Raw genomic sequence first — 24,607 nt, 5'->3', positions numbered from 1 at the left:
CTATATTTTGTGTAAAAAGGAGCTATCTGAACATAGCTCCTCTCCTACTTAATATCATTTGTTTAGATTTGCAATACTTTCCTTAATCGTCTTTATCTTGCTTTCGGCATCAGCCTGCTTTTTACGCTCGTTTTCTACGATTTCGGGCTTAGCGTTAGCAACAAACTTCTCGTTGCTTAATTTCGCTGCAACTGATTTTAGGAAGCCTTCAAGATATTTAAGCTCGTCATTCAGTCTTTTCAATTCGGCTTCTATATCTATATTATTTCCAAGTGGAACAGAAAACTCTGTAGTGCCAACAAGGAAAGAAACCGAAGTAGGATCTTTTTCGGCAACAGTATTTATCGAAGTAAGGTTACCCATCTTAGAAATCACAGTATCGAAATCTGTATTATATTGTCCTATTAATTCTAACGATAATTCCTCTTTATTCGGAATGTTCTTTTGCAAACGAATAGTACGCACACCTGCAATCACTTCTTTTACTTTCTCGAAAGTATCAATCAGATCATTGCTGAAAGAAACCTCTTTCGGCATTTCAGATACCATGATACTCTCTCCTGCTTTGCGTTCGGCAAGAGCCTGCCATAGCTCCTCTGTAATAAACGGCATAAATGGGTGAAGCAAACGAAGCAGAGAATCAAAGAAACCCAACGTTGCTTCATAAGTCTTCTTATCGATAGGCTGTTGATAAGCGGGTTTTGCCATCTCAAGATACCAAGAAGAGAACTCGTCCCAGAAAAGCTTATAGAGAGACATTAAAGCCTCAGAAAGGCGATATTTTCCAAACAAATCATCAAGCTCCGAAGCTGTCTTAGCCAGCACATTTTGGAACCATTCTATTGCTATTCTCGACGACTCAGGCTGTTCGATAGAGTCGCTTACCTCCCACCCTTTCACCAAGCGGAAAGCATTCCATATTTTGTTATTGAAATTACGTCCCTGTTCGCAAAGACTTTCGTCAAAAGGCAAGTCGTTACCCGCAGGTGCTGTAAGTAACAAGCCCATACGAACACCGTCAGCTCCGTATTTTTCCATCAGTTCGATAGGATCGGGTGAGTTGCCAAGTTGTTTAGACATCTTGCGTCCCAATTTGTCGCGAACGATACCTGTAAAGTATACATTATTAAAGCATGCTTCGCCACGATACTCGTATCCTGACATGATCATACGTGCCACCCAGAAGAAAATAATATCCGGGCCGGTAACAAGATCATTCGTTGGATAATAGTATTTAATATCCTTATTGTCCGGATTATTTATACCATCGAATACCGAAATAGGCCACAACCATGACGAGAACCATGTGTCGAGACAATCCTCATCCTGGCGGAGGTCTTCCATCTTGAGGTTTGGATTTTGCTTTTGAGCCTCTGCCAAAGCTTTCTCAGGGGTCTCTCCTACTACAAATCCACCTTCGGGCAGATAGTAAGCCGGAATCTGATGTCCCCACCACAACTGGCGGCTGATATTCCAGTCCTTTATATTTTCCATCCAATGACGGTAAGTATTCTTAAACTTCGCAGGGTGGAATTTGATTGTGTCATTTTCCACAGCTTCCAATGCCGGCTTTGCCAGATCTTCCATCTTGAGAAACCATTGCATAGAAAGCTTCGGTTCGATAGGTACATTTGTACGTTCAGAGTAACCCACACTATTTGTATAAGCCTCTGTTTTTTCCATCAAGCCCAATTCTTCAAGATCTTTTTCGATTTTCTTACGTACATCGAAACGATCCATCCCTTCGTATTGAAGTCCATGAGAATTTAACGTTCCATTATCGTTGAAGATATCAATAACCTCAAGATTATATTTTTCGCCCAGCATATAGTCATTTACATCGTGGGCAGGTGTTACTTTCAAGAATCCTGTACCGAATTCCATATCCACATATTCGTCTTCGATAATAGGTACTACACGATTGGCAATCGGCACGATCACTTTCTTGCCTTTCATGTGTGCAGTCTTCGGATCATTTGGATTGATACATACCGCAATATCTCCAAAAATGGTTTCAGGGCGCGTGGTAGCAACAACAATATACTCAGCATCCCCCTCCTGGGGGGTCTGGGGGGCCACTTTATATCTTAAATAATATAATTTACCATTTACTTCGTGATGTATAACTTCCTCATCCGAAACAGCGGTTTTAGCTGACGGATCCCAGTTTACCATTCGTATTCCACGATAGATAAGACCCTTATTATATAAATCTACAAAAACTTTCAATACGCTTTCGGAGCGTTTCTCATCCATCGTGAAGCAGGTGCGATCCCAGTCGCAAGACGCTCCTAGTTTTTTCAACTGTTCGAGGATAATACCTCCGTGCTTGTGAGTCCACTCCCAGGCATGTTCAAGGAATGCTTCACGGGTCAGGTCGTTTTTGCTTATACCTTCGGCAGCAAGTTTACCCACTACCTTTGCTTCTGTAGCGATAGATGCATGGTCTGTTCCCGGTACCCAGCACGCATTTTTACCCATCATACGGGCACGGCGTACAAGTATATCCTGTATCGTATTATTCAGCATATGCCCCATATGAAGGACACCTGTGACGTTTGGTGGAGGAATGACGATTGTATAAGGTTCGCGACTATCAGGTTCTGAATGAAAGAACTTATTCTCTAACCAGTATTTATACCATTTATCCTCTACTTCGGCAGGATTATACTTACTTGCAATTTCCATATTATGTGGTTAATATATATTTTGAGATACAAAAATACAAAATAGTTGCTTATATATTTGTATTTTCCTTTTTATAAAAAGCCTCAGATACTCGAAGATGAATACCTGAGGCGAACTGTAAATGTAGAAAAGTTATAATTAATATGGTCTAATCTGTGATACTTTTGCTTTTACATATTCGTAAGTTGTTTTACTGCCCCATATGCCAACCAGTTCAGAATTGGGACGATATACAGACTCTTTAGCATAGTATTCGGAGTTGTATCTATATATATTTTCTGCGAAAGGTGTTTCTTTGCCACCATGCACAACATATATTTCTCTTATATTATGAATACGTCCTTCGTTTCCGAAAAGAGCGATAAACAACCATTGAGGAATATTCATATGCTTATATACTCCATTAAAGCTATCATATAAATATTTTTCTTCACTGGCATACCTATCATCCAATAGTGAGATATAGTTGTACTGCGAAACATCGCCTTTACTATTATACTTATATTCCTCTGTATAATTAATCGTATTTTCTTCAGTAGGATTAGAAAATCTCACTTTATTATATTTTACGGCTAAGCCCTTGGATAACTCGATAGTTTCTTTGAATTTTCCGTTCAGGGTAATTTCAATAAGATTATTTTTTTCGCTTTTTAGATCATATACTCGAGTTTCGGTATGTGTAGAATAGTCATTATCCTTAATCCAGCTTTTTATCACATCTGTTTGCGTAATACCTACTAGATCTGTTGAGCTAAGAGACTTCTCCGATGTAGAATATACAGAATATTCCAATTTTCGGGAGATGCTGTATACTAATACATTTTTATCTGCTTTTTCGTTATTCAATCTACGATAAGTTTCCTTTAGTATATTTACCGGACGGTCAGAATTATCATATTCAAAAGTTGTAATATGCGTATAATCATACTGAGGCTCGGCATCATAAGACTGCTCTGTTTTTATTGTTTTTGGCAATAAACTATTATCACTTTCTATAGGCTCAGAAGTATCACATCCTGCAAAAAATATCAGGAAAAAAGAAGAAAGAAAAAATATCTTTTTCATAATATTGTAATTAAAGTTAATCATCTAATAAGATAGATGAATAACATGCATGATTTGTTGCGTCCTACAAAAATTATGAGCTTATTTCTCCCCTATCGAATCCCAGCCTTGCGCTTTTATTTCTATTTCTGCCCCATCACGGGTTTCAAGAATAAAGCCATTCCCCTCTTTGGTGATATGACCGATCACATGTACTCCCTTTATCTTAGATACTTTGTCGTGCATAAACAGAGGAACAGTAAACAACAATTCATAATCCTCTCCCCCATTCATTGCCACAGTAGTTACATTCATATTGAACTGTTCGGCCATCATGGCTGTCTGATAATCGATAGGTAGTCTTTCTTCGTAGATATGACATCCTACATTACTTTGTTTGCAGATATGTTTCAGCTCGGAAGATAATCCGTCTGAAATATCGATCATCGAAGTAGGCACAATCCCTTCTTCAGCAAGAAACTTCACAATATCTTTCCGGGCTTCAGGTTTCAATTGGCGTTCCAAAAGATACTCTTTTCCCGTAAAATCAGGTTGAAAATCGCTTTTGCCGTCGTATATAGCCTTTTCGCGTTCTAATAATTGAAGCCCCATAAATGCAGCACCCAAATCTCCTGAAACACAAACCAGATCTGTTTCTTTTGCTCCGTTACGATACACGATTTTCCCTTCTTCTCCTTCGCCGAGGCAAGTAATACTGATAGCCAAGCCGGTAAGCGAAGCAGAAGTATCGCCACCAACAAGATCTACGCCATATTCCTGACAAGCAAGGGCAAGACCATCATAAAATAATTCTAAATCTTCAACAGAAAATCGCTTTGAAATACCCAACGATACGGTCACCTGTTTTGGTTGCCCGTTCATTGCATAGATGTCTGAAAAATTAACTATCGCCGATTTATATCCCAAGTGTTTCAGAGGAACATACATCAGATCGAAGTGAATACCTTCAAGCAGCAGATCGGTTGTTACGAGTGTCTTCTTATTTCCATACGACAAAACAGCAGCGTCGTCCCCTACCCCTTTTTCTGAACTTGAATTTTTTAGTTCTATATTTTTTGTCAGATGATCTATTAGACCAAATTCTCCTAGACTGGCTATTTCTGTTCTTTTCATTTATCTAAAAATTAATTGAATACAAAAATAGTCATTCTATCCTACAATGGCAGTAAAACAAACCGCCCTTTTTTATATATCAATATTTAAGTCTACATTTGCAGACTTTTACTCCATTTTTGATGAAAACAACAACGCAAACAGGAACAGCTTTTGCTATACTTTCGATGTTGGCTGTATGCCATATGTTGAATGATATGCTGCAATCGATCATTTCGGCGGTATATCCCTTACTGAAAGATTCGCTATTGCTCAACTTTACCCAAATAGGGCTTATCACACTCGTCTTTCAGTTATCTTCATCCATATTCCAGCCTGTAGTGGGGCTTATCACAGATAAACGACCTCAACCCTATTCTTTGCCGATAGGAATGGCATTTTCGATGATAGGGATCCTTTCGCTTTCTTTTGCAGGAAGTTTTATTCATGTGTTGATCGCCGTATTTCTTACGGGACTTGGATCATCCATCTTCCATCCTGAAGCATCCCGCTTGGCCTATATGGCTTCGGGTGGAAAGACAGGATTGGCACAATCTATCTTTCAGGTAGGGGGAAATTTCGGATCATCCGTAGGCCCTTTATTAGCCTTATGGATAATTACGCCATATGGTCAACAGAATATAAAGTGGCTGTCGCTTATAGCTCTTGTATGTATTGGTATTATGCTTGTTATAAGTAAATGGTATAAGAGCAATCTGTATAGACTGAAACCGACCAAAAAAGATGATAGCTCCATAGAAAAACAGTCTGTATATTCTTCGGGTAAAGTAGCTTTTGCCATTACGATTCTGCTTATACTCATATTTTCAAAATATGTATATATGGCGAGCCTGAACAGTTATTATATGTTTTATCTGATCGATAAGTTTGGTGTTTCGGTAAAAGATGCACAACTATTTTTGTTTGCATTCTTATTTGCTGTGGCACTTGGTACAATTATAGGAGGTCCTATAGGAGACCGTATCGGACGAAAATATGTAATTTGGGCATCGATATTGGGTACAGCTCCTTTCGCTCTCATTATGCCTCATGTAGGGCTTGTATGGACATGCGTATTGAGCATCTTTATAGGATTTATACTTTCTTCCGCCTTTTCAGCGATTCTGGTATATGCACAAGAACTTGTTCCCGGAAAAGTAGGATTGATTGGCGGTTTATTTTTCGGACTGGCATTTGGAATTGCCGGCATAGCATCTGCCATACTGGGAAAAATAGCGGACGAAACCAGTATACAGCATGTATATGATATTTGTGCTTATTTGCCACTAATCGGATTGGTAGCAGCGTTTTTACCTAATACGAAGAAGGAAAAAGCTTAGTTCAAATATTCTACATCAATATCCCAATTCCATTGGTTAAAATAAATATTTCCTCCCCGCCATTCTAGTTCACCTCGCTGAAAATCGACAGTTTCGCTTCGAGGATATATTTTTTCAGGGAAAAGAGGCTGTGAATAATCATCATTTACAATCCAACGATATGCATCGATACCATTGGCATAGAAATATTTGATATCGTTACTCATTTCTAAGTCTCGTCTACCAAAAGACTGGTCGACAGGCACCCAGCCTATACCCTCAAAATAAACCTCTGCCCAGTCATGTAAATTGAGCTCATTGGGATGCATCATAAATCCGCTTTGCCATTTTGCCGGAATACCATTATAACGAGCAAGCATAATGAAAAGTAAGGATACTTGCCCACAGTCTCCATGATGGTTTTCAATCACATACTCAGGTATATTGGGTATCGTAGAATATTCACGAGCACCTGCCCAAGGATAGTTCTCACTGATGAAGTCGAATATCTTCCTGACCTTCAGGTATGGATTCTTTTCATTTCCTATGATTCGGTCAGACAATCGTTTTATCTGATCAGTAAAAATTATATGAGCCTCCCTCTCCGCAGTATATTCTTTATAAAAATCTGAATTCGTATCATAATCTCTTATACTTTCAGGTTTTATATTGAACCACTCGGCAGCCGAAGCATAAGAAAATTCGAATGAAAAGGTTAACGGCTTATCCTTTTTTGCTATTTTTTGCATATACAATGTTCGCTGAGCATAATCGGATGGGGATATAACATAGTTATTATCATTTACAGAGAGTAACTTTACGTCTGTCTGCCGACGACTATCTTCGCGCGGATAAGGCAGCCAACATCGTACTATTTCTCCGGCTGGAACAACATTCGGCTTAAGGGTTATAGTATATTTTACTTTCATTTTCACAGGAGGCATTTGAGTGCTTCCTGTATTTTTCAAACCATCTACAACAAATGGTAAATGTGTTTTCAGTACATTCTGTAATTCATCTTTTTGGTTTCCGTCTACTTCCAATTTGCGTTTTATCGCTTGTTTATTTATTCTGAATAGATTTGGAGCAGCTCTGCTCATATACTTTTTTTCTCCATTGATAATCATCGATTCGAGAGATTTCTCATTTTCCCACTCGGAGAGCATCTTATCATTTATATCAGGATAATATTTTTTAATGAACTCAACAACATCAGATTTGTTTTTCGAAAAATCTATCGCTATCCTATCAAGCACATCTTTCTTAAAATTCAGATTATAAATTTCCTCTGACGATAAGCTGTTTTGAGCAATGTACAGGTCTATCATTTTTTTCGATTTATCGAAGTTTCCCTTCGATATTTCAACATTTATCTGATTGATTGTTACTTGCTGCTGCGCATAAGATACAGTGCAAACACAAAAATATAGGATGATAATAGATAGAATGTATGCTTTCATAAGAAATGGATTTGAATAAAACCTATCTATAAAGATAAATAAAAAAGGATACAGAAATTCTGCATCCTTTATATTTCTAATATTTTCAATTTGTTAATTCAGTCTTTTTATCACCTCCTGCATAATATAGGCCATCTTGGGTTGTGCTATTTTAGCGGCTTCCTGCACATCTTCGTGCGTCACCTCTACAATCTTTCCAATGATACCTATATCAGTGATTATAGAAAATGCCAGTACTTTCATTTTTGCGTGATTGGCAACAATTACTTCAGGAACTGTAGACATACCAACGGCATCGCCACCGATAATCTTAAACCAATTATATTCGGCTGGAGTTTCGAAAGTAGGGCCTTGTGTACCTATATAAACTCCGTGCTGCAACTTAATATTATTTTCTTTGGCAATATTCATAGCCATTAGGCGGAGTTCTTTGTTATACGCTTCGCTCATATCCGGAAAGCGAGTGCCAAGCTCTTTATAATTCTTACCCCTTAATGGATGTTCGGGAAATAAATTTATATGGTCATCGATAAGCATGATATCGCCTATATCGAAGCTTCCATTCATTCCTCCCGCTGCATTTGATACAAACAAGTACTGAATACCCAATGCCTGAAAAACACGAATAGGGAATGTTACCTCCTGCATAGTATAGCCTTCGTAGTAGTGAAATCTTCCTTGCATAGCCAATACGGGCTTTCCGCCAAGCTTTCCAAAAATAAGTTTTCCGCTATGTCCTTCTACTGTAGAAAGTGGAAAATCAGGAATTTTTTCGTATGGTATTTCTTTCTTATCGCTTATTTCGTGTACTAATTCTCCCAAACCTGTGCCCAAAATAATAGCTATATTGGGTACAGTACCCACAACATTTTTTATAAACGATGCTGTTTCGTATATTTTTTCTAGCATATATTCTATTTGTTATTCTTAAAACAGTTTAGTTAAGTTTAAATCTACTGTCTTCTACGTGCTTTAATATTTTATCTTCAAAATCGTCTCCTTTGTCCATAAATGCAACTTCGATAGGAAGATAATACAGATATTTTCTTATTTCTTCATCTATATCTTTCAAAACTAATCGGCTTGCATCTTTTTCTGTAACCAGAATTATTTTTTTCTCTGAACTTATATTTCCAAACTTATCGGAAATATACTTTATGTCCTTTGTCTTAAAATTATAATGATCAGGATATGTTATTGTTTCTATTTTACGGGTATACTCCGATAGTTTTTTTATTATCACTTTAGGCGAAGCTATACCTGTAGCCAATAAAACAGTCTTGTTTCGTAAAAATTCTAACGACCTGCTTTCTCCGCTATTGGGAAATACAGGTTTTAATTCTAAATAATCGAAAGTAGTAAAATAGAGACTTTGATATGGGAAAGGATTCACATCATGCAAAATAATACGATAATCGATAGGTTGCAAGTCCCGAGGACATTTAGTTACGATTATCATATTTGCATCATCTATCTTTGAAAAAGGTTCGCGCAAACGTCCTGCAGGAAGCAAAGTATCTGCATATATAGGACGATTGAAATCTGACAGGATAATTGTAAAAGAAGGTTTTACATAACGGTGCTGAAAGGCATCATCCAATAAGATTATTTGAGGTGGGTTCTTTAGCGATAAAAGCTTTTTTATACCTCTACGCCTGTCTCCATCCACAGCAACGATAACATCCGGAAATTTGTTTTTTATTTGGAACGATTCGTCACCAATGTCTTTACTAGTCGTGTTGTCGTCTGCAAGAACAAAACCTTTGGTTCTGCGCTTATATCCTCTGCTTAGTACCCCTACCCTATATTTATCCTTCAACAAACGAATAACGCACTCAGTATGCGGAGTTTTTCCCGTACCTCCTACAGTGATATTTCCTATGCAGATAACAGGGATATCAAACTCTTCCTGTTTGAGTATTCCCCAATCGAAAAACTTATTTCTAAAAAATACAATCAGCCCGTACAACCATGAAAATGGTAGCAGCCATTTGTTGATATGCACGGGCTGTTGTTTTATCATTATATAGTTAGAATATTTATCTTATGCTTATGTCATAAGGCATGCGAGCTTGAACAAAATCTTGTTCCTTTATCTCTTTTATAGTCTTGAATAATTCATAATCCTTACCAAGGTATTCTTTCATTGCCTTTGTTGCAAATTCTTCTTTCTGGTTGGATAATAAACTTTCTAAAAAGTCAACTTTTTTAGGATAATCCTGCAAAGAATAATCATCAAGTTTGGCAAGTTTCGCTGCTTCTTGTATCGCAGTATCTATATTTCCAAGAGCATCTACCAATCCTATCTTCAAGGCTTGATTACCTGTCCATACCCTACCCTGAGCAATATGATCTAACGAATCTTTTGGAATATTACGTCCTTCTGAACAACGAGTTAAAAACAGATCGTAGCCATGCTCAATATATTGCTGCAATATTACTTTTTCTTCAGGTCTCATCGGACGGGTAGCATCGCCAAAATCAGCAAATTTATTTGTTTTCACATTATCAAACGATAATCCTACTTTTTTAGTCAATCCCTCGAAATTTGGGAACATGCCAAAAATACCAATTGATCCTGTCAATGTATTTGGTTGAGCAATAATTTTAGATGCATTACATGCAATATAATAGCCTCCCGATGCCGCATAGTCTCCCATAGATACTACCACCGGTTTCTTTGCTTTCAGGTCGGTAATGGCTTTCCATATTTGTTCCGAAGCATAAGCACTTCCTCCGGGCGAATTAACACGGAAAACTACGGCTTTTATTTTATCGTTATCTTTTAATTTTTCAATTTCCTTCACATATCTCTTATCAGTTATACCGTCTTTACCGGATCCATTATTTATAGATCCTTCGGCATAAAGTATAGCAATAACATCTTTAGAATTACTTTCTTTTACAAAGGATACGGAAGTCATATCCTTGATAGATGCCATTCTCACATCTTTTGCTTTTTCTACTTTAAGCAAATCTTTCAGATATTCTTTTACTTCTGTCTCATACATCAATGTGTCTACAAGCCCATCACTAACTGAAGCATTGGCTAATTTGAATGTTTGTAAAGAATCTGTCAGTTGGTTTATTTTATCTACTGATATTTTTCTGGAGTCTGATATTTCGGATGTAATAGTAGACCATATATCGTTTATATATGCTGTAACCTGCTCTCTATTTGCATCACTCATTTTATCAAGCATAAAAGGCTCAACCGCAGATTTGAATGTACCTACTTTAAAGATCTGCATCTCGATACCTACTTTATCAAGCAACCCTTTGTAGAAAGTAGGTGAAGATGAAAGTCCATGCAAATCGAGATTACCCTGAGGATTCATTATTACTTTATCTGCTACTGACGATAAGTAATAGCATCCTTGTGAATAAACATCGGCATAAGCAATAATAAATTTTCCACTTTCTTTAAAGTCTGCTAACTGATCGCGTATTTCTTTCAACGAAGCATTAGAAGCAGCAAATGCACCGGCATTAATATAAATTCCCTTTATATTATCATTCTCCTTTGCTTTCTTTATAGATGAAAGAATATCATCCAATCCTATTTCTAAATCCGTATTTTGACCTATCAAGTCTAAAAACGAATTTGGTTCTACTCTTTCAGACAGAGTACCTTCAAGTTTCAATGTCAATACAGTATTATCTTTCAAATTATATTTATCAGATGAGCCGAAAGACATAGCGGCTATTATAAGAATAAATATAAAAATAAAAATACCTATAACGATGGAACAGCCTACTATAGAGGCTAATAAACTCTTAAGAAAACCTTTCATCTTTTACATTATTATATTAATGAATAACAAAATTATATATTTATCTGTGAATATGCTACTTAAATTAGTATTTCTTATCAATTGTTTCTTATTCTTCATTTACATATTTAGATTATCAAAAAAGATTGTTGATAAACTGTTGATAACTGTTAATAGATTTTTAAAACAAAATCAATTGTTTTATGAAACTAAACAACATATATGAAATAAGTCGCAGATAACAATTAAAAATCACAGGCTTTTATCATTCTGCTATGAAAGGTTTATCAACAATTATTAATAGATTAAAAAATGAAAAATTATCAACAATCATAGTTATTAACATTGTTTTAATAAAGTTCATAATACGCTTTATATAAATAATTTGTATAATTTTACTCTGTTTAATAACTCACTTTTATAAGTGAATGAACTTTTAATATCGATATTTACAAGTATTCTTCAAAAAAAGAATAAACACAATTAACAGTCTATTACAAACACAATGATTTTTTGTTAAGTTTAAATTAAAAATTAATAATATATATAATGTTTAATAAACTCCTTTTAGTTTTTAAATATATCCTTTTTATAATAGCATGTTGTTTTGTTACCACCTCCACTTTGTGCAATCGGGGAAATAATCAGATCATTTATAATTGATATGAAAAAGAAATTTATTTATACCATTTTTGTTATATCTGTATTACTTAATTTGATATTGATACCATACATAGGATATAGGTTATACAAAGACAGATTGAATAACGATATTTTTAAGCTAAATGCTTATGCGTGGGCTAACAGTCAACTGAAAATAACTGAAGTTAATGAAAATAGAGTCGTGTTTATAGGGAATTCTATCACTGAAAATTGGGTACATCTACGATACAAATTCTTTGTAGATAATAATTACGTATGCAGGGGAAAGGGTGGACAAACAAGTTCATTGATGCTTTTACGTTTTAGGCAAGATGTTATAGAATTGCATCCTAAAGTTGTTGTTATAAGTGCAGGTATAAATGATATAGCCGAGAAAACAGGTGAGTACGATCCTGTGTTTACGATGGATAATATAAAATCGATGGCCGAATTAGCTGATATGAATGGCATAAAAGTAATATTGGTTTCTCTTCTGCCATGCAAAGGTCATGGATGGGAACCAATCAAAGATGTACCAGAGAAAATAGATGAACTGAATGAATGTATAAAAATTTATGCTACAGAGAAAGGTTATTACTATTTAGATTTGAATACTCCTATGCGTGATAGTGAAAACGGAATGATAAATAGTTATTCCCTTGATGGATTGCATCCTAACGAAGAAGGGTATAAAAAAGTAATGGAACCTTTGGTACAAGAGGCTATTGATAATATTCTGAGTAAAAATGATAAAAACGAATGATATGAAAAAAGTAATTTTAATTCTTTCTTTAATATTAAGTACCGGTCTTGCGTATTCGCAATATGGAGGAAGTTATAAGGCTGGTTCCGGCTTTGATCCTTCTAAACTTACTTTCGGAGGTAATATGAATTTACAATTCGGGAATTATACAGCTGTGGGTATTTCTCCTCAGGTTGGTTATAATTTTTCTAAATATTTTACTGCCGGGGTAGGATTAGGATATAACTATTTCAGAGAGAAAAATTATGATGTTAAATGGAGCAGGCATTATGTAAGTTTTGATGTTTTTGGACGTTTTTATCCTGTTGATTTTCTTGTCATAAGCCTTCAGCCCGAAGCCAGCCGTGTATGGGAAACTATAGAAAATAGTGGAAATAAATATAAAACTAATAAATTTGTACCGTCTGTTCTTATAGGAGGAGGTTTGCGGTACATGAATATGATAGCCATGATACAATACGATGTAGTACAGGACGAATATTCACCTTATGGTAATAATCTTTTCTATAGTATAGGATATTCATTCAATTTTTGAAATATAAATACTTATTTATCATGAAAAAAGTAATTTTAATTATGTCCTTTTTTTCCTTTTTTGGATTATTCTCTCAAGCACAAGAATTTAATAAACTTATAAATCTCGATAGGTATGCCGAAGCGAATGCTGCATTGCCTGCACCTGCCAAAGGTGAAAAGAGAGTTGTATTTATAGGGAATTCTATTACCGATGGATGGCCTAATGCACACCCTGATTTTTTTAAATCAAATAATTATGTAGGTCGTGGAATAAGTGGACAAACCAGCCCGCAATTGTTGTCCCGTTTTCGTCAGGATGTAATTAATCTTAAGCCGGTTGCAGTATTGATAAATATAGGTACAAATGATGTTGCTCAAAATACAGGTCCATATAATGAAGAATTTACTTTAGGAAATATCATGTCGATGGCCGAGCTGGCTGATGCTAACGGCATAAAAGTGATATTATCATCTGTAACACCTGCGGGCGAATATCCTTGGAGAAAAGAGATAAAAGATGTACCTCAAAAAATAATGTCTCTGAATGCGAAAATAAAAGCTTATGCTAAAGAAAAAGGATTTTCATATATAGATTATTTTTCGGTGATGTGCGACGAAAATAATGCTTTAAAAAGCTATCTAGGTACTGATGGAGTACATCCTAATGAAGAAGGTTATAAGATAATGGAAGCTACAGCTAAAAAGGTAATAGATAAAGTAATAAAATAAGATATTTTTATTCTTAATTATTTGGAGAGTGTCCCTATAAAGGATGCTCTTTTTTGTTTGTATAGAAGTATTTATCGATTATATATGCCTATATGTAGATATTGTTTTAATGATCAGTACAATTATTATAAACTTGGTTTTTAAAATAAATGAAAACCAAAAATGATTAATTTCTTTGATACTTTATATACATTTATACATATAAAACATAATCCTTTATCCAGATATTTCTTATATCCGTTTCTACGTATTCCGACCCTCTATTTCGTTAATTTGTTTGTTCCAATCTATTTCAGGATAACAGCAAATAAGGATGAATATAAATTGAAAAAATCGGATAAAGCAAGTAATCGTATTATAGTTTCATTGACTTCTTTTCCTCCACGCATAAATAGAGTATGGCTTGTGATAGAATCTATCATGAGACAGGAATTAAAACCTGATAAGATTTTATTATGGTTATCTAAAGAACAGTTTTCCTCGTTATCAGAATTGCCAAAAAACTTACTTCGGTTACAGGACAGAGGACTTGAAATAAGGTTTTGTAATGAAAATCTGAAGGCACATACAAAATATTATTATACTATGCAGGAGTTTCCTGATGATATTATTATAACTGTTGATGATGATATTTTATATAATTCATATATAACACAACATCTTATCGAATTATCTGAAAAATATCCTCAAACTATTTGCTGTTGCCGGGGATGGGAAGTAAAGATTAATGATAGAAATCTGACAAAGTATAATGAATGGAAAATGATAAATGATGCGAAGTCACCTTCTATTGATATATTCCCTACAGGTGTAGGAGGAGTACTTTATCCTCCTCATTCTTTGCATAAGGATGTCTTTAATATTGATTTATTAAGAGAATTATGTTTTTATGCAGATGATGTTTGGTTGAATGTTATGGCACATCTGAAAGGAACAAAATACGCTAAAACTGAATATTCGTCACACTATCTACCTATTAAATTTAAAAATAGAACCCGACTTAGGGATATAAATGTAACTGAATCGGCCAATGATACTCAGATAAATAATCTCAGGAATTATTATAAGAAGATATTGGATAAAGATCCTTATCATATGTTATTTAGATAATTATTTACGGAGATCTTTACTTCGTAAAATCAAAAAACTGTATGTCATTGATTTTTCACTACCTTTGTACCCTGAAAAAATAATTTATATAAAATAATGGCATTACAATGTGGTATTGTAGGACTTCCTAATGTGGGTAAGTCTACTCTTTTCAACTGTTTATCGAACGCAAAAGCACAATCGGCAAATTTTCCTTTTTGTACAATAGAACCAAATGTAGGAGTAATAACCGTTCCGGACGAAAGATTAAATAAATTAGCGGAATTGGTTAAACCCAATCGTATTTTGCCTACAACAGTAGAAATAGTAGATATAGCCGGGCTCGTTAAAGGAGCTAGCAAAGGGGAGGGGCTTGGTAATAAATTCCTTGCCAATATACGTGAAACAGATGCAATTATTCATGTACTTCGTTGTTTCGATGATGATAATATCACTCATGTGGATGGAAGTATAAATCCTGTGAGAGATAAAGAAATTATAGATATAGAGCTCCAACTCAAAGATTTGGAAACAGTACAATCCCGTATTCAGAAAGTAGAGAAACAAGCGAAAACAGGAGGGGATAAAGAAGCTAAACGTGCTTATGATATCTTGGTTCAGTTCAAAGAAGCGCTTGAGCAAGGTAAGTCGGCTCGTACTGTTAAATTTGATAACAAAGAGGATGAAAAAATAGCGAAAGAGCTTTATCTTCTTACATACAAACCTGTGCTTTATGTATGCAATGTAGATGAAGCCAGTGCTGTTTCGGGAAACAACTATGTAGAGCAAATACGTGAATCTGTAAAGGATGAAGATGCTGAAATTCTTATTGTAGCTGCAAAAATAGAGTCTGAAATAGCTGAATTTGAATCTTACGAAGAGCGTCAAATGTTTCTTGAAGAAATTGGACTTAAAGAATCGGGAGTAGCAAGGCTGATTAAATCGGCTTACAAGCTTCTCGGATTACAAACATATTTTACTGCCGGAGTTCAGGAAGTACGTGCTTGGACATTCACTTCAGGATGGAAAGCTCCTCAGTGTGCAGGCGTTATACATACCGACTTTGAAAAAGGATTTATTCGTGCCGAGGTTATAAAATACAATGATTTTATAACATTGGGTTCGGAAGCTGCTGTGAAGGAAGCCGGTAAAATGAATGTAGAAGGAAAAGAATACATCGTTCAGGATGGTGATATAATGCATTTCAGGTTTAATGTATAAATCTTAGGCATTTAGGATATTTTTATCATTGTTGCTAATATTCATGCTATTATACTACTATATGTGATATAGTGTCATGATTGATATTAGCAACAATTTTATTTTATAATCGCCTCTATATTTCTTTAATTTATAACTTTACAAATTCTCACTAATATTCTTATGATTATTAACTACGATTCTCCGGGTCAGTTGTGTAACAGAATATGGTCTCTTATTCCATCTATAGCTTATGGATTGAAATACGAAGAGAAAGTATTGGTTATAAATTTCGATGAATATTTACCTGTTTTTTCCAATCTGAACAGAAATAAACTTATACGTTTTAAGTCTAAAAAACTTCTGCAAAGAGTATTCCTTTCACTCAAGGCAAGAGGATATATACAAAATGGAAGATCTAATGTATTCAGAAAATTATTCAATCTTAATTTAATAGAAGGCTGGTCTAATCGTCTCGGAAATAGAGAAATGGTAATAGAGCAGTCGGATAATATACGTCCTTTATTTGATTTCAGAAAAGATGTAATGACTGTTGTAAACGACTTTTTATCTTCTCAAGAAAAAGCTGTTATAGTTGGTGTACATATACGTAGAGGAGATTATAAAGAGTGGCTCGATGGTATATACTATTTCTCTGATGAAGCTTATTATCGAGCAATGAAAGATTTAGAAAAACACCTTTTAGAGAGAGGAGAGAAGGTTAAATTTTTGATTTGTTCTAATGAAAGAATAGACCTCCGTAATTTTTCAGAATTAGATTGTTTTATCATACCCGAATCATCCTCAGAAAAAGATTTATACGCTTTATCTAAAAGTGATTATATAATAGGTCCTCCAAGTTCATTCTCGCAATGGGCTTCATTTTATGGAGAAGTACCGGTGTGTTATATGATGTGTGAAAACCAAGAATTAAAACTTTCCGATTTTTCTAGAATCATATCTTTTAATACCTTTGAAAACGGAAATATTCTTGATATAGACTAAAGTTTAACCTAAATAATTTTACACTATGATTAGTTCTGCTGAGAAAAAAGATTACCCTGTATTAATAGATATTTGGGAGAGTGCGGTAAAGGCTACTCATGATTTTTTATCAGACGAAGATTTTGAATTTTATAAAACTCACATTCCTATCTATTTTCAACATGTTTCTCTATATGTTTATAGAAATCAGGAGGGTATCATTAAAGGATTTCTAGGTATAAGTGATGATAGCATAGAAATGCTTTTTGTAGAGAATGAAAGTAGGGGAGAGGGTATAGGTAAAATCTTGATGGACTATGCTGTAAACACACTGAATGCTCGAAAAGTGGATGTAAACGAACAAAATACACAAGCCTTGGATTTTTATTATCATTTAGGTTTTAAAGAAGTGGGCAGAGACGAGTATGATGGAGAGGGAAAAGGCTATCCCATATTACATTTAGAGAAAAGCTAATATTTTAAAATACGAATCATTAACATTTATTTTTATGAAAAAACTACTAATTGCCTTAACACTAATTTTAATATGTTCTCACACTGCAAATGCGCAGCTGGGAGGACTAAAAATTAATAAAAAGCATCTTGACGCAGCTACTAAAACAGCAAAGGCATTAACACTTACCGACGAACAAATAGCTACCTATTGTCAGGAATATATTGACTGGATGGATGCTCATAACCCGGTTTGTAAAACAACCGACTCTGATCCCGGAATGAAAGCCGTAGCAGATCGTCTCGAAAAAATAAAAGCAACAATGCCTTCAGATGTAAAACTTGATATTCAGGCTTATTATGTTGTAGATCAGAATGCTTTTGCTTGTGCAAACGGAAGTATCCGTGTATTTGCGGGCTTAATGGAATTGATGACAGATGATGAAATATTGGGAATAATAGGTCATGAAGTAGGTCATATCGTTAATAAGGATTCTAAGGAAGCATTCAAAAAAGCATTGCTTACTTCTGCTCTTAAAGATGCAGTAGGTTCTACCGGAGATGTAGCAGCCACACTGACCGACTCTCAGTTGGGTGAACTTGGCGAAGCACTAGCCGGTGCTCAATTTTCACAGAAGGCAGAGTATGCCGCTGACGATTATGGTTATGAATTCTTGAAAAAGAGTGGTAAAGATCCGATGGGAATGGTAACAGCTTTACGCGTTATTCAAAAATTGTCTGACGATGCAGGTGTAGACAAAAGCAAGGCTAAACAATTGTTTTCTACTCATCCCGAAAGTGGCAAAAGAGCAGACAAACTTGAAGCCAAATATAAGAAGGAATATAAATAAGAAATTATAGGCTACGATATCTTAAAAACGGGGACATCATCATGTTTCCGTTTTTATTTTATGATGATATATAGCAGGATTCCCAATAAAATTATCTTACTTTGTTCAGTTTTTATTATTAGCTAATAGTATTAATAAAATAAAATGGCAAAAAGTAAAATAACAACCGTACTGTTTGGTTTAGATGGTGTTGTCGTAGACACAGAGCGCGCTTATGATGAGTTTTGGAGTAAGATAGCACAAGAGAATGAGTTGAAAATTAATAACTTTTCGGACGTAATAAAGGGAATGACATTGAGTTCTATCATTGAACTTTATTTTACGATTTCAACTCTCGAAGAAAAACAAGCTATAAGAGATGCATGTTCGAAAATGGAACAAGCCATCGATTATAAAAAAACGGTTATTCCTGGCGTTCTTGATTTTATCAAATACCTTAAAGATGAAGGTTATAAAATAGGGCTTGTTACCAGTTCTCCTTCTAGCAAAGTAAAGGTTGTATTAGACCAGTTGTCTTTAGGCGATACTTTCGATACAATAATTACATCTGATAGTATAAAGAAAGGAAAGCCCGACCCGATGGGATATGTATTGGCTAAGACAAATCTTGGAGTACAATCGGGAGAGTGCATCGTATTCGAAGATGCATTTACCGGTATCAAAGCTGCTACTTATGCATTTATGCGTGTAATAGGTGTATCTACAACCTTATCTGTCGATTTCCTGAAAGACTATACATACGGTGTGATAGCTGATTTTACTGATACAGAAAAGCTAAAAAGTTTGATGGCTTAAATAGTCTATAAAAATATAATAAAGAAGAGAGAGCATCTGAATGATGCTCTCTTTTTGTTAGTTTTCAATAAATAGCAAGTTTGGAAAAGTAACAATATTGCACTATATATAATTTTGTAACAGAAAGTTATAAGTATGAAGCAGAAAATATCAACTAGGGAAGATTATGCGAAACGTATTAATATCATTATCGAATACATAGGCAATCATTTGAATGATGAAATGGATTTGAAAGAATTAGCAGAGATATCAAATTTTTCGGAATTTCATTTTCATCGTATTTTTAAAGCTATAATTGGAGAATCTGTAGGAGCATTTGTTGTAAGAATGCGCATCGAGACTGCAGCTCGTTTATTAAGATATTCCAATCTTTCGGTACAAGATATTGCATATAATGTAGGATATAATACCCCTTCTTCTCTTACAAAAGTTTTTCGCCAGTACTATAATATTTCACCATCAGATTATAGAAATAACAAAAGTTATAAAATTATGAAACCATTGCAAGTATCTTCTGATATACAACTCAAAAATCCAAAAATAGTGGAGCTCGACTCCAAAAAAGCTATATACCTGCGTCTTCAGGGTGATTATCGTACTCTTGATTACGGAAGTGCATATAGTAAACTATGGTCTTTTGTAAAAGAAAATAAACTGTTTACCGCAGGCATCGAACATCTTGCTATGTCTCATGACGACCCTCATGTAACGGATTCGGATAAGCTCATAACAGACGTTTGTCTTGTAATCCATAAGAAAGTGTCACCAAAAGGAGAAATAGGCGTAAAAAACGTTTTAGGGGGTAAATTTTTAGTATTTACTTATATTGGACCTTATAATAATTTGTCCTCTGTGTTTGACACTATTTTTAGATGGCTTCCTGATAATGGATATGAATTACGCATCGATCAGGGGTTTGAGAAATATTTAAATAATCCGGATCGTACAACTCCGGATAAATTGAAAACAGAGATTTATATTCCTATTCAATAAGTAAAAGAGCAACTTTAAGGAAGTTGCTCTTTTATTAATATACTCTTTTTATAATATAATCTACTGTGGCTTCGAGTGCTTCACGCACATCAGAATCAGGAATAGTTTCTATAATTTTTTCGGCTTGTTCCTTAAATTCTTCTATTTTCCTGTATGCATAATCTATTCCTCCATGCTCTTTGGCATAGTTGATCAGATGCTGAATATTTTCGTCTGTATAGTTATAAGAATATACGATAGATAGTATTTCCTTTTTTTCTTCTTCCGAAGCATTTTTAATAGCATACAGAAGCGGTAAAGTTATTTTCCCTTCACGTATATCATTTCCTGTTGGCTTGCCAATAGCATCGGTAAAATAATCGAAAATATCATCGCGTAATTGAAAACACAATCCAAATAATTCTCCCAAGCGGGTAAATTTTTCTATTTCTTCTTCCGAAGCACTTACAGATATTGCGCCTATACGCATACATACCGACATTAGAGAGGCGGTTTTTTTCTTTATTACCTGAAAATACTCATCTTCGTCAATAATTAATTCTTTTACCAGCGAAAGCTGATTAAGTTCTCCTTCGGCCAAGTCGCGCCCTAAGTCAGATATATTGGATATGATTTCTATATTGCCTGTCAACACGCTCTTTATAAGAGCAGTAGATAAAAAGTAATCACCTGCCAGAACTGCCATTTTATTATCATAAATAGCGTTCAACGAAGCTTTTCCCCTTCTTATTTTCGATTCGTCTACCACATCATCGTGTATAAGCGAAGCTGTATGCAAAAGTTCTACAGTGATAGCAGCGTTGTAAGTAATATTATTGATCTCGCCACAGGCTTTAGCAGCCAGAAGTAGTAAAATGGGACGGATTCTTTTACCATCCGATTTCATAATGTGATCTATAATTTCCTGAATCCTTACATTATTGCAAAAAACAGAATCTTTGTAATAAGTATTGAATATTTTTAATTCTTCCGCTACAGGTTTAGCTATTAAAAGCTTTTTATCCATATCTTGTTTTGTTGAGTTGCAAATTTAAGAATATTTCGGCTTTAAGCATTATATATGCGTAACTTTACATACATATAAGGAATTTTTTAAAGAATAATTGCATTTTTATGTTTTTGAATTCTTTTTTAATACTTAGTATCCTCAAATAGTCCTTGATATTTGGTTCTATTACTCTGTTTTTTTACTTTTTTGTAAAGAAGAATATCAATAAGTAAAGCTGTTTATTTTTTTCTTTCCCCCTCGGTTACGGATAGAGGGTCTTACGGTGAAGATTGATTATCTATTTTAATTTGTCTCTTTTGTAGTTCATCAGTTTTTCCTTAACTTTCCACTGTTTTATAATATAAATATATTCCCCAATGAAATTATTCCTATTAGACGCGTATGCGCTCATATACCGTTCTTACTATGCATTTATAAAGAATCCGAGGGTTAACTCTAAGGGTCAGAACACATCTGCTGTGTTTGGTTTTGTGAATACATTAGAGGAACTTCTTCGCAAAGAAAACCCGACACATATTGCCGTCGCATTCGATCCTCCGGGAGGAACGTTCCGTCATGATGCTTATGAGAAATACAAAGCGCAGCGTCAGGAGACTCCCGAAGATATAAGGGCGGCCGTTCCTATTATCAAGGAGATTATTGCAGCTTATAATATCAAAGAGTTGGAAGTTCCTTATTATGAGGCTGACGATGTAATTGGTACTATTGCGAAGAAAGCAGAAAAGGAGAATATAGATGTTTATATGATGACTCCCGACAAGGATTATGGTCAGCTTACATCCGATCATATATTCATGTACAAACCAAAGTTTGCAGGATCGGGATTTGATGTATTAGATGCTAAAGCCATCATGGAGAAATATGAGCTATCTTCTCCCGACCAGATGATCGATTTACTCGGTCTTATGGGTGATGCTTCAGATAATATACCGGGATGCCCGGGAGTGGGCCCTAAAACTGCTCAGAAACTGTTAGAGGAATACGGAACTATCGAAAACCTCCTTGAACATACATCGGAGATTAAAGGAGCATTAAAACAACGACTGGAAGATAATAAAGAGCAAATTATATTCTCAAAATTTCTGGCTACCATCAAGACCGATGTACCTGTCGATTTCAACAAAGATGAATTTGCTCGTAGAGAAATAAACGCTGAAAAAATAAGTGCTCTTTTTGAAGAGCTTGAGTTCAGAACACTTATCAGCAGGGTTCTCAAGACTGATGGTATCCCATCAAACCCTGTGAGAAATACGACAACGCATGAAGCTATACAGGGTGATTTATTTGCCGAATTATTGCCACCTGTAGACTCTTCTTCAGATAATACAACCGTTAACTATTCAGCCTTACAGGAGCTGAAAGATATACCCCACTCTTATCATCTTGTGGAGGAAGAGAAAGAGATTTTGGAACTGATAAGTACTCTTTCTAATCAGGAATCTTGCTGTTTCGATACCGAGACTACAGGTCTCGATCCTATAGTGAGCGAACTGGTAGGGATGTCCTTTGCCTTCAAAGAGGGAGAAGCTTATTACGTTCCCGTTTCTGCCGACTTTGACGAAGCGAAGAAACTGATAGATAAATTCCGTCCGTTTTTTGAAAATGAGAAGATACTGAAAATAGGACAGAATATAAAATACGATATTATTGTTCTCAAAAAATATGATATTCATGTGCGAGGCAAATTGTTTGATACAATGATTGCTCATTACCTTATCAATCCTGAGTTGAGACACAATATGGATTATATGGCAGAAACATATCTGAAATACAGAACAATACATATTGATGAGCTGATAGGGGCTAAGGGTAAAAATCAGTTGAATATGCGTTCTTTGCGTCCTGATCAGATTAGTGATTATGCATGTGAGGATGCGGATGTTACATTGAAGCTGAAAAGTATACTTGAAAAGGCGATTGAGAAACAGGATTTAAGTAAATTATTTTACGAAATAGAGTTACCTCTTATCTATGTTCTTGCAGACATGGAATTTATAGGAGTAAGATTGGATACGGTTGCTTTAGGAGAGTATTCTAAGACTCTTACCTTCGAATTGCAGAATATCGAATCGGAGATATATAAGCTTGGAGAAACAGAATTTAATATAAATTCGGCGAAGCAGGTAGGAGAGGTGCTTTTCGACAAATTAAAGATTGTAGACAAGCCCAAAAAGACTAAAACAGGACAGTATGTAACCAGTGAAGAGACATTGGAAAGCATTAAAGACACGCATCCGATTGTAAATAAAATATTAGAATACAGAGGTCTTAAAAAACTTCTGAGTACTTATATTGATGCACTTCCGCTGCTTGTTGACCCCAAAGACGGGAAGATACACACATCATTTAATCAGACAGTAACAGCTACCGGAAGACTAAGTTCTACGAATCCCAATCTTCAGAATATTCCTATACGCGATGCACAGGGAAGAGAGATTCGGAAATCATTTATTGCCGATGAGGGATGCTTGTTTTTCTCTGCCGACTACTCTCAGATCGAGCTCCGTATTATGGCACATCTTAGCCAAGACCCATCGATGGTAGAAGCTTTCAATAGCGGGGAAGACATACATGCTGCAACGGCTGCCAAGATTTATAAATTGAAGATAGATGAAGTAACGAGTGATATGCGTCGAAAGGCAAAAACAGCCAACTTTGGTATTATATACGGTATTTCTGTTTTTGGATTGGCCGAACGACTTACCATTCCAAGAGGAGAAGCCAAAGAGCTTATTGACGGTTATTTCGAGACTTATCCGAAGGTGAAAGAATATATGGATAAATGCATAACTGATGCACGCGAGAAGACCTATGTAGAAACTGTTTTTGGACGAAAAAGATACTTACCAGATATCAACTCACGAAACGCAACTGTACGTGGTTATGCCGAGCGAAATGCCATAAATGCTCCTATACAAGGGAGTGCGGCTGACATCATAAAAGTGGCGATGAATAATATTTTTAAACGCTTCGATAAAGAGAATATCAAATCGAAGATGATTCTTCAGGTACATGATGAGTTGAATTTTAATGTTCTTGAAAATGAACTTGATAAAGTTCAGAAGATAGTAATTGAAGAAATGGAAAATGCATATAAACTGGCTGTTCCACTAAGAGCTGATTGCGGAAAGGGAAAGAACTGGCTGGAAGCGCATTAAAGTATTATATGGTTTTAATAATAAAGAG

At 35.2% G+C, this 24,607-nt stretch carries 20 protein-coding genes; 12 read left to right on the top strand and 8 right to left on the bottom strand.

The window, feature by feature from the left end:
- Positions 1 to 54: 54 nt before the first annotated feature.
- The 3 genes from BGO84_RS00925 to thiL all read right to left on the bottom strand — a co-directional run bounded on the left by BGO84_RS00925 (position 55) and on the right by thiL (position 4,866).
- Positions 55 to 2,688 (bottom strand): valine--tRNA ligase, encoded by a 2,634-nt coding sequence (locus BGO84_RS00925; protein ID WP_291026784.1) that lies wholly within the window; start codon positions 2,686 to 2,688, stop codon positions 55 to 57.
- A gap of 138 nt (positions 2,689 to 2,826) precedes the next feature.
- Positions 2,827 to 3,753, bottom strand: coding sequence for a hypothetical protein (locus BGO84_RS00920; protein ID WP_291026781.1), 927 nt, complete (start codon positions 3,751 to 3,753; stop codon positions 2,827 to 2,829).
- An 81-nt stretch (positions 3,754 to 3,834) separates the two neighbouring features.
- Complete coding sequence (gene thiL, locus BGO84_RS00915; RefSeq protein WP_283685588.1) at positions 3,835 to 4,866, bottom strand: thiamine-phosphate kinase; 1,032 nt, start codon at positions 4,864 to 4,866, stop codon at positions 3,835 to 3,837.
- Positions 4,867 to 4,988: 122 nt separating this feature from the next.
- On the opposite strand from thiL, the gene BGO84_RS00910 reads away from it, so the two are divergent.
- Entirely contained in the window at positions 4,989 to 6,185 is a 1,197-nt protein-coding gene (locus BGO84_RS00910; protein WP_291026779.1) for an MFS transporter, read from the top strand.
- On the opposite strand, the gene BGO84_RS00905 is transcribed toward BGO84_RS00910, so the two are convergent.
- From BGO84_RS00905 to sppA, 4 genes are all read right to left on the bottom strand, one after another.
- The gene (locus BGO84_RS00905) at positions 6,182 to 7,624 is read right to left on the bottom strand and encodes a transglutaminase domain-containing protein (RefSeq protein WP_291026777.1); all 1,443 of its coding nucleotides are present in this window, start codon (positions 7,622 to 7,624) and stop codon (positions 6,182 to 6,184) included. The two genes, BGO84_RS00910 and BGO84_RS00905, sit on opposite strands and share 4 nt — an antisense overlap.
- Before the next feature lie 93 nt (positions 7,625 to 7,717).
- Positions 7,718 to 8,533, bottom strand: coding sequence for a purine-nucleoside phosphorylase (locus BGO84_RS00900; RefSeq protein WP_291026775.1), 816 nt, complete (start codon positions 8,531 to 8,533; stop codon positions 7,718 to 7,720).
- A gap of 28 nt (positions 8,534 to 8,561) precedes the next feature.
- Positions 8,562 to 9,647: a tetraacyldisaccharide 4'-kinase gene (lpxK, locus tag BGO84_RS00895; protein WP_291026773.1), complete on the bottom strand. Its 1,086-nt coding sequence runs from the start codon at positions 9,645 to 9,647 to the stop codon at positions 8,562 to 8,564.
- A gap of 16 nt (positions 9,648 to 9,663) precedes the next feature.
- Complete coding sequence (gene sppA / locus BGO84_RS00890; protein WP_291026771.1) at positions 9,664 to 11,418, bottom strand: signal peptide peptidase SppA; 1,755 nt, start codon at positions 11,416 to 11,418, stop codon at positions 9,664 to 9,666.
- A gap of 643 nt (positions 11,419 to 12,061) precedes the next feature.
- Between sppA and BGO84_RS00885 the strand changes: the two genes are divergently transcribed.
- The 10 genes from BGO84_RS00885 (at position 12,062) to BGO84_RS00840 (ending at position 20,412) form a co-directional block, all read left to right on the top strand.
- On the top strand, positions 12,062 to 12,802 hold the full coding sequence (locus BGO84_RS00885) for a GDSL-type esterase/lipase family protein (RefSeq protein ID WP_291026769.1): 741 nt from the start codon (positions 12,062 to 12,064) through the stop codon (positions 12,800 to 12,802).
- 1 nt (position 12,803) lies between these two features.
- Entirely contained in the window at positions 12,804 to 13,337 is a 534-nt protein-coding gene (locus BGO84_RS00880) for a hypothetical protein (RefSeq protein ID WP_291026767.1), read from the top strand.
- A gap of 20 nt (positions 13,338 to 13,357) precedes the next feature.
- Positions 13,358 to 14,047 (top strand): SGNH/GDSL hydrolase family protein, encoded by a 690-nt coding sequence (locus BGO84_RS00875; RefSeq protein WP_291026765.1) that lies wholly within the window; start codon positions 13,358 to 13,360, stop codon positions 14,045 to 14,047.
- A 162-nt stretch (positions 14,048 to 14,209) separates the two neighbouring features.
- Positions 14,210 to 15,157 carry a hypothetical protein gene (locus BGO84_RS00870; RefSeq protein ID WP_291026763.1) on the top strand — a complete coding sequence of 316 codons (948 nt, stop codon included), beginning with the start codon at positions 14,210 to 14,212 and terminating at the stop codon, positions 15,155 to 15,157.
- Positions 15,158 to 15,253: 96 nt separating this feature from the next.
- A complete protein-coding gene (gene ychF, locus BGO84_RS00865; protein WP_135105335.1) occupies positions 15,254 to 16,357 on the top strand; it encodes a redox-regulated ATPase YchF in 1,104 nt (367 codons plus the stop codon).
- A 162-nt stretch (positions 16,358 to 16,519) separates the two neighbouring features.
- Positions 16,520 to 17,341 (top strand): alpha-1,2-fucosyltransferase, encoded by an 822-nt coding sequence (locus tag BGO84_RS00860; RefSeq protein ID WP_291026761.1) that lies wholly within the window; start codon positions 16,520 to 16,522, stop codon positions 17,339 to 17,341.
- Between the two features lie 25 nt (positions 17,342 to 17,366).
- Positions 17,367 to 17,795: a GNAT family N-acetyltransferase gene (locus BGO84_RS00855; protein WP_135105337.1), complete on the top strand. Its 429-nt coding sequence runs from the start codon at positions 17,367 to 17,369 to the stop codon at positions 17,793 to 17,795.
- A 34-nt stretch (positions 17,796 to 17,829) separates the two neighbouring features.
- Positions 17,830 to 18,624 (top strand): M48 family metalloprotease, encoded by a 795-nt coding sequence (locus BGO84_RS00850; protein WP_291026759.1) that lies wholly within the window; start codon positions 17,830 to 17,832, stop codon positions 18,622 to 18,624.
- 144 nt (positions 18,625 to 18,768) lie between these two features.
- A complete protein-coding gene (locus tag BGO84_RS00845) occupies positions 18,769 to 19,419 on the top strand; it encodes an HAD family phosphatase (protein ID WP_135105339.1) in 651 nt (216 codons plus the stop codon).
- A gap of 135 nt (positions 19,420 to 19,554) precedes the next feature.
- Positions 19,555 to 20,412 carry an AraC family transcriptional regulator gene (locus BGO84_RS00840; protein WP_291026757.1) on the top strand — a complete coding sequence of 286 codons (858 nt, stop codon included), beginning with the start codon at positions 19,555 to 19,557 and terminating at the stop codon, positions 20,410 to 20,412.
- Between the two features lie 34 nt (positions 20,413 to 20,446).
- On the opposite strand, the gene BGO84_RS00835 is transcribed toward BGO84_RS00840, so the two are convergent.
- Positions 20,447 to 21,418, bottom strand: a complete 972-nt coding sequence (locus BGO84_RS00835) for a polyprenyl synthetase family protein (protein ID WP_135105341.1) — start codon at positions 21,416 to 21,418, stop codon at positions 20,447 to 20,449.
- Positions 21,419 to 21,777: 359 nt separating this feature from the next.
- On the opposite strand from BGO84_RS00835, the gene polA reads away from it, so the two are divergent.
- A complete protein-coding gene (gene polA / locus BGO84_RS00830) occupies positions 21,778 to 24,579 on the top strand; it encodes a DNA polymerase I (RefSeq protein ID WP_291026755.1) in 2,802 nt (933 codons plus the stop codon).
- Positions 24,580 to 24,607: the final 28 nt, after the last annotated feature.

Origin of the sequence: Dysgonomonas sp. 37-18, from assembly GCF_001899125.1 — a bacterium.
In the GTDB taxonomy this organism is placed as follows: Bacteria; Bacteroidota; Bacteroidia; order Bacteroidales; family Dysgonomonadaceae; genus Dysgonomonas.
The sequence above is the reverse complement of the archived record's forward strand: the minus strand, read 5'-3'. Positions and strand labels throughout refer to the sequence as shown.

What these genes read in the sequence shown, in the direction of transcription:
- BGO84_RS00925 (WP_291026784.1), bottom strand. Translation starts at nt 2,688, where the DNA reads ATGGAAATTGCAAGTAAGTATAATCCTGCCGAAGTAGAGGATAAATGG.
- BGO84_RS00920 (WP_291026781.1), bottom strand. Translation starts at nt 3,753, where the DNA reads ATGAAAAAGATATTTTTTCTTTCTTCTTTTTTCCTGATATTTTTTGCA.
- thiL (WP_283685588.1), bottom strand. Translation starts at nt 4,866, where the DNA reads ATGAAAAGAACAGAAATAGCCAGTCTAGGAGAATTTGGTCTAATAGAT.
- BGO84_RS00910 (WP_291026779.1), top strand. Translation starts at nt 4,989, where the DNA reads ATGAAAACAACAACGCAAACAGGAACAGCTTTTGCTATACTTTCGATG.
- BGO84_RS00905 (WP_291026777.1), bottom strand. Translation starts at nt 7,624, where the DNA reads ATGAAAGCATACATTCTATCTATTATCATCCTATATTTTTGTGTTTGC.
- BGO84_RS00900 (WP_291026775.1), bottom strand. Translation starts at nt 8,533, where the DNA reads ATGCTAGAAAAAATATACGAAACAGCATCGTTTATAAAAAATGTTGTG.
- lpxK (WP_291026773.1), bottom strand. Translation starts at nt 9,647, where the DNA reads ATGATAAAACAACAGCCCGTGCATATCAACAAATGGCTGCTACCATTT.
- sppA (WP_291026771.1), bottom strand. Translation starts at nt 11,418, where the DNA reads ATGAAAGGTTTTCTTAAGAGTTTATTAGCCTCTATAGTAGGCTGTTCC.
- BGO84_RS00885 (WP_291026769.1), top strand. Translation starts at nt 12,062, where the DNA reads ATGAAAAAGAAATTTATTTATACCATTTTTGTTATATCTGTATTACTT.
- BGO84_RS00880 (WP_291026767.1), top strand. Translation starts at nt 12,804, where the DNA reads ATGAAAAAAGTAATTTTAATTCTTTCTTTAATATTAAGTACCGGTCTT.
- BGO84_RS00875 (WP_291026765.1), top strand. Translation starts at nt 13,358, where the DNA reads ATGAAAAAAGTAATTTTAATTATGTCCTTTTTTTCCTTTTTTGGATTA.
- BGO84_RS00870 (WP_291026763.1), top strand. Translation starts at nt 14,210, where the DNA reads ATGATTAATTTCTTTGATACTTTATATACATTTATACATATAAAACAT.
- ychF (WP_135105335.1), top strand. Translation starts at nt 15,254, where the DNA reads ATGGCATTACAATGTGGTATTGTAGGACTTCCTAATGTGGGTAAGTCT.
- BGO84_RS00860 (WP_291026761.1), top strand. Translation starts at nt 16,520, where the DNA reads ATGATTATTAACTACGATTCTCCGGGTCAGTTGTGTAACAGAATATGG.
- BGO84_RS00855 (WP_135105337.1), top strand. Translation starts at nt 17,367, where the DNA reads ATGATTAGTTCTGCTGAGAAAAAAGATTACCCTGTATTAATAGATATT.
- BGO84_RS00850 (WP_291026759.1), top strand. Translation starts at nt 17,830, where the DNA reads ATGAAAAAACTACTAATTGCCTTAACACTAATTTTAATATGTTCTCAC.
- BGO84_RS00845 (WP_135105339.1), top strand. Translation starts at nt 18,769, where the DNA reads ATGGCAAAAAGTAAAATAACAACCGTACTGTTTGGTTTAGATGGTGTT.
- BGO84_RS00840 (WP_291026757.1), top strand. Translation starts at nt 19,555, where the DNA reads ATGAAGCAGAAAATATCAACTAGGGAAGATTATGCGAAACGTATTAAT.
- BGO84_RS00835 (WP_135105341.1), bottom strand. Translation starts at nt 21,418, where the DNA reads ATGGATAAAAAGCTTTTAATAGCTAAACCTGTAGCGGAAGAATTAAAA.
- polA (WP_291026755.1), top strand. Translation starts at nt 21,778, where the DNA reads ATGAAATTATTCCTATTAGACGCGTATGCGCTCATATACCGTTCTTAC.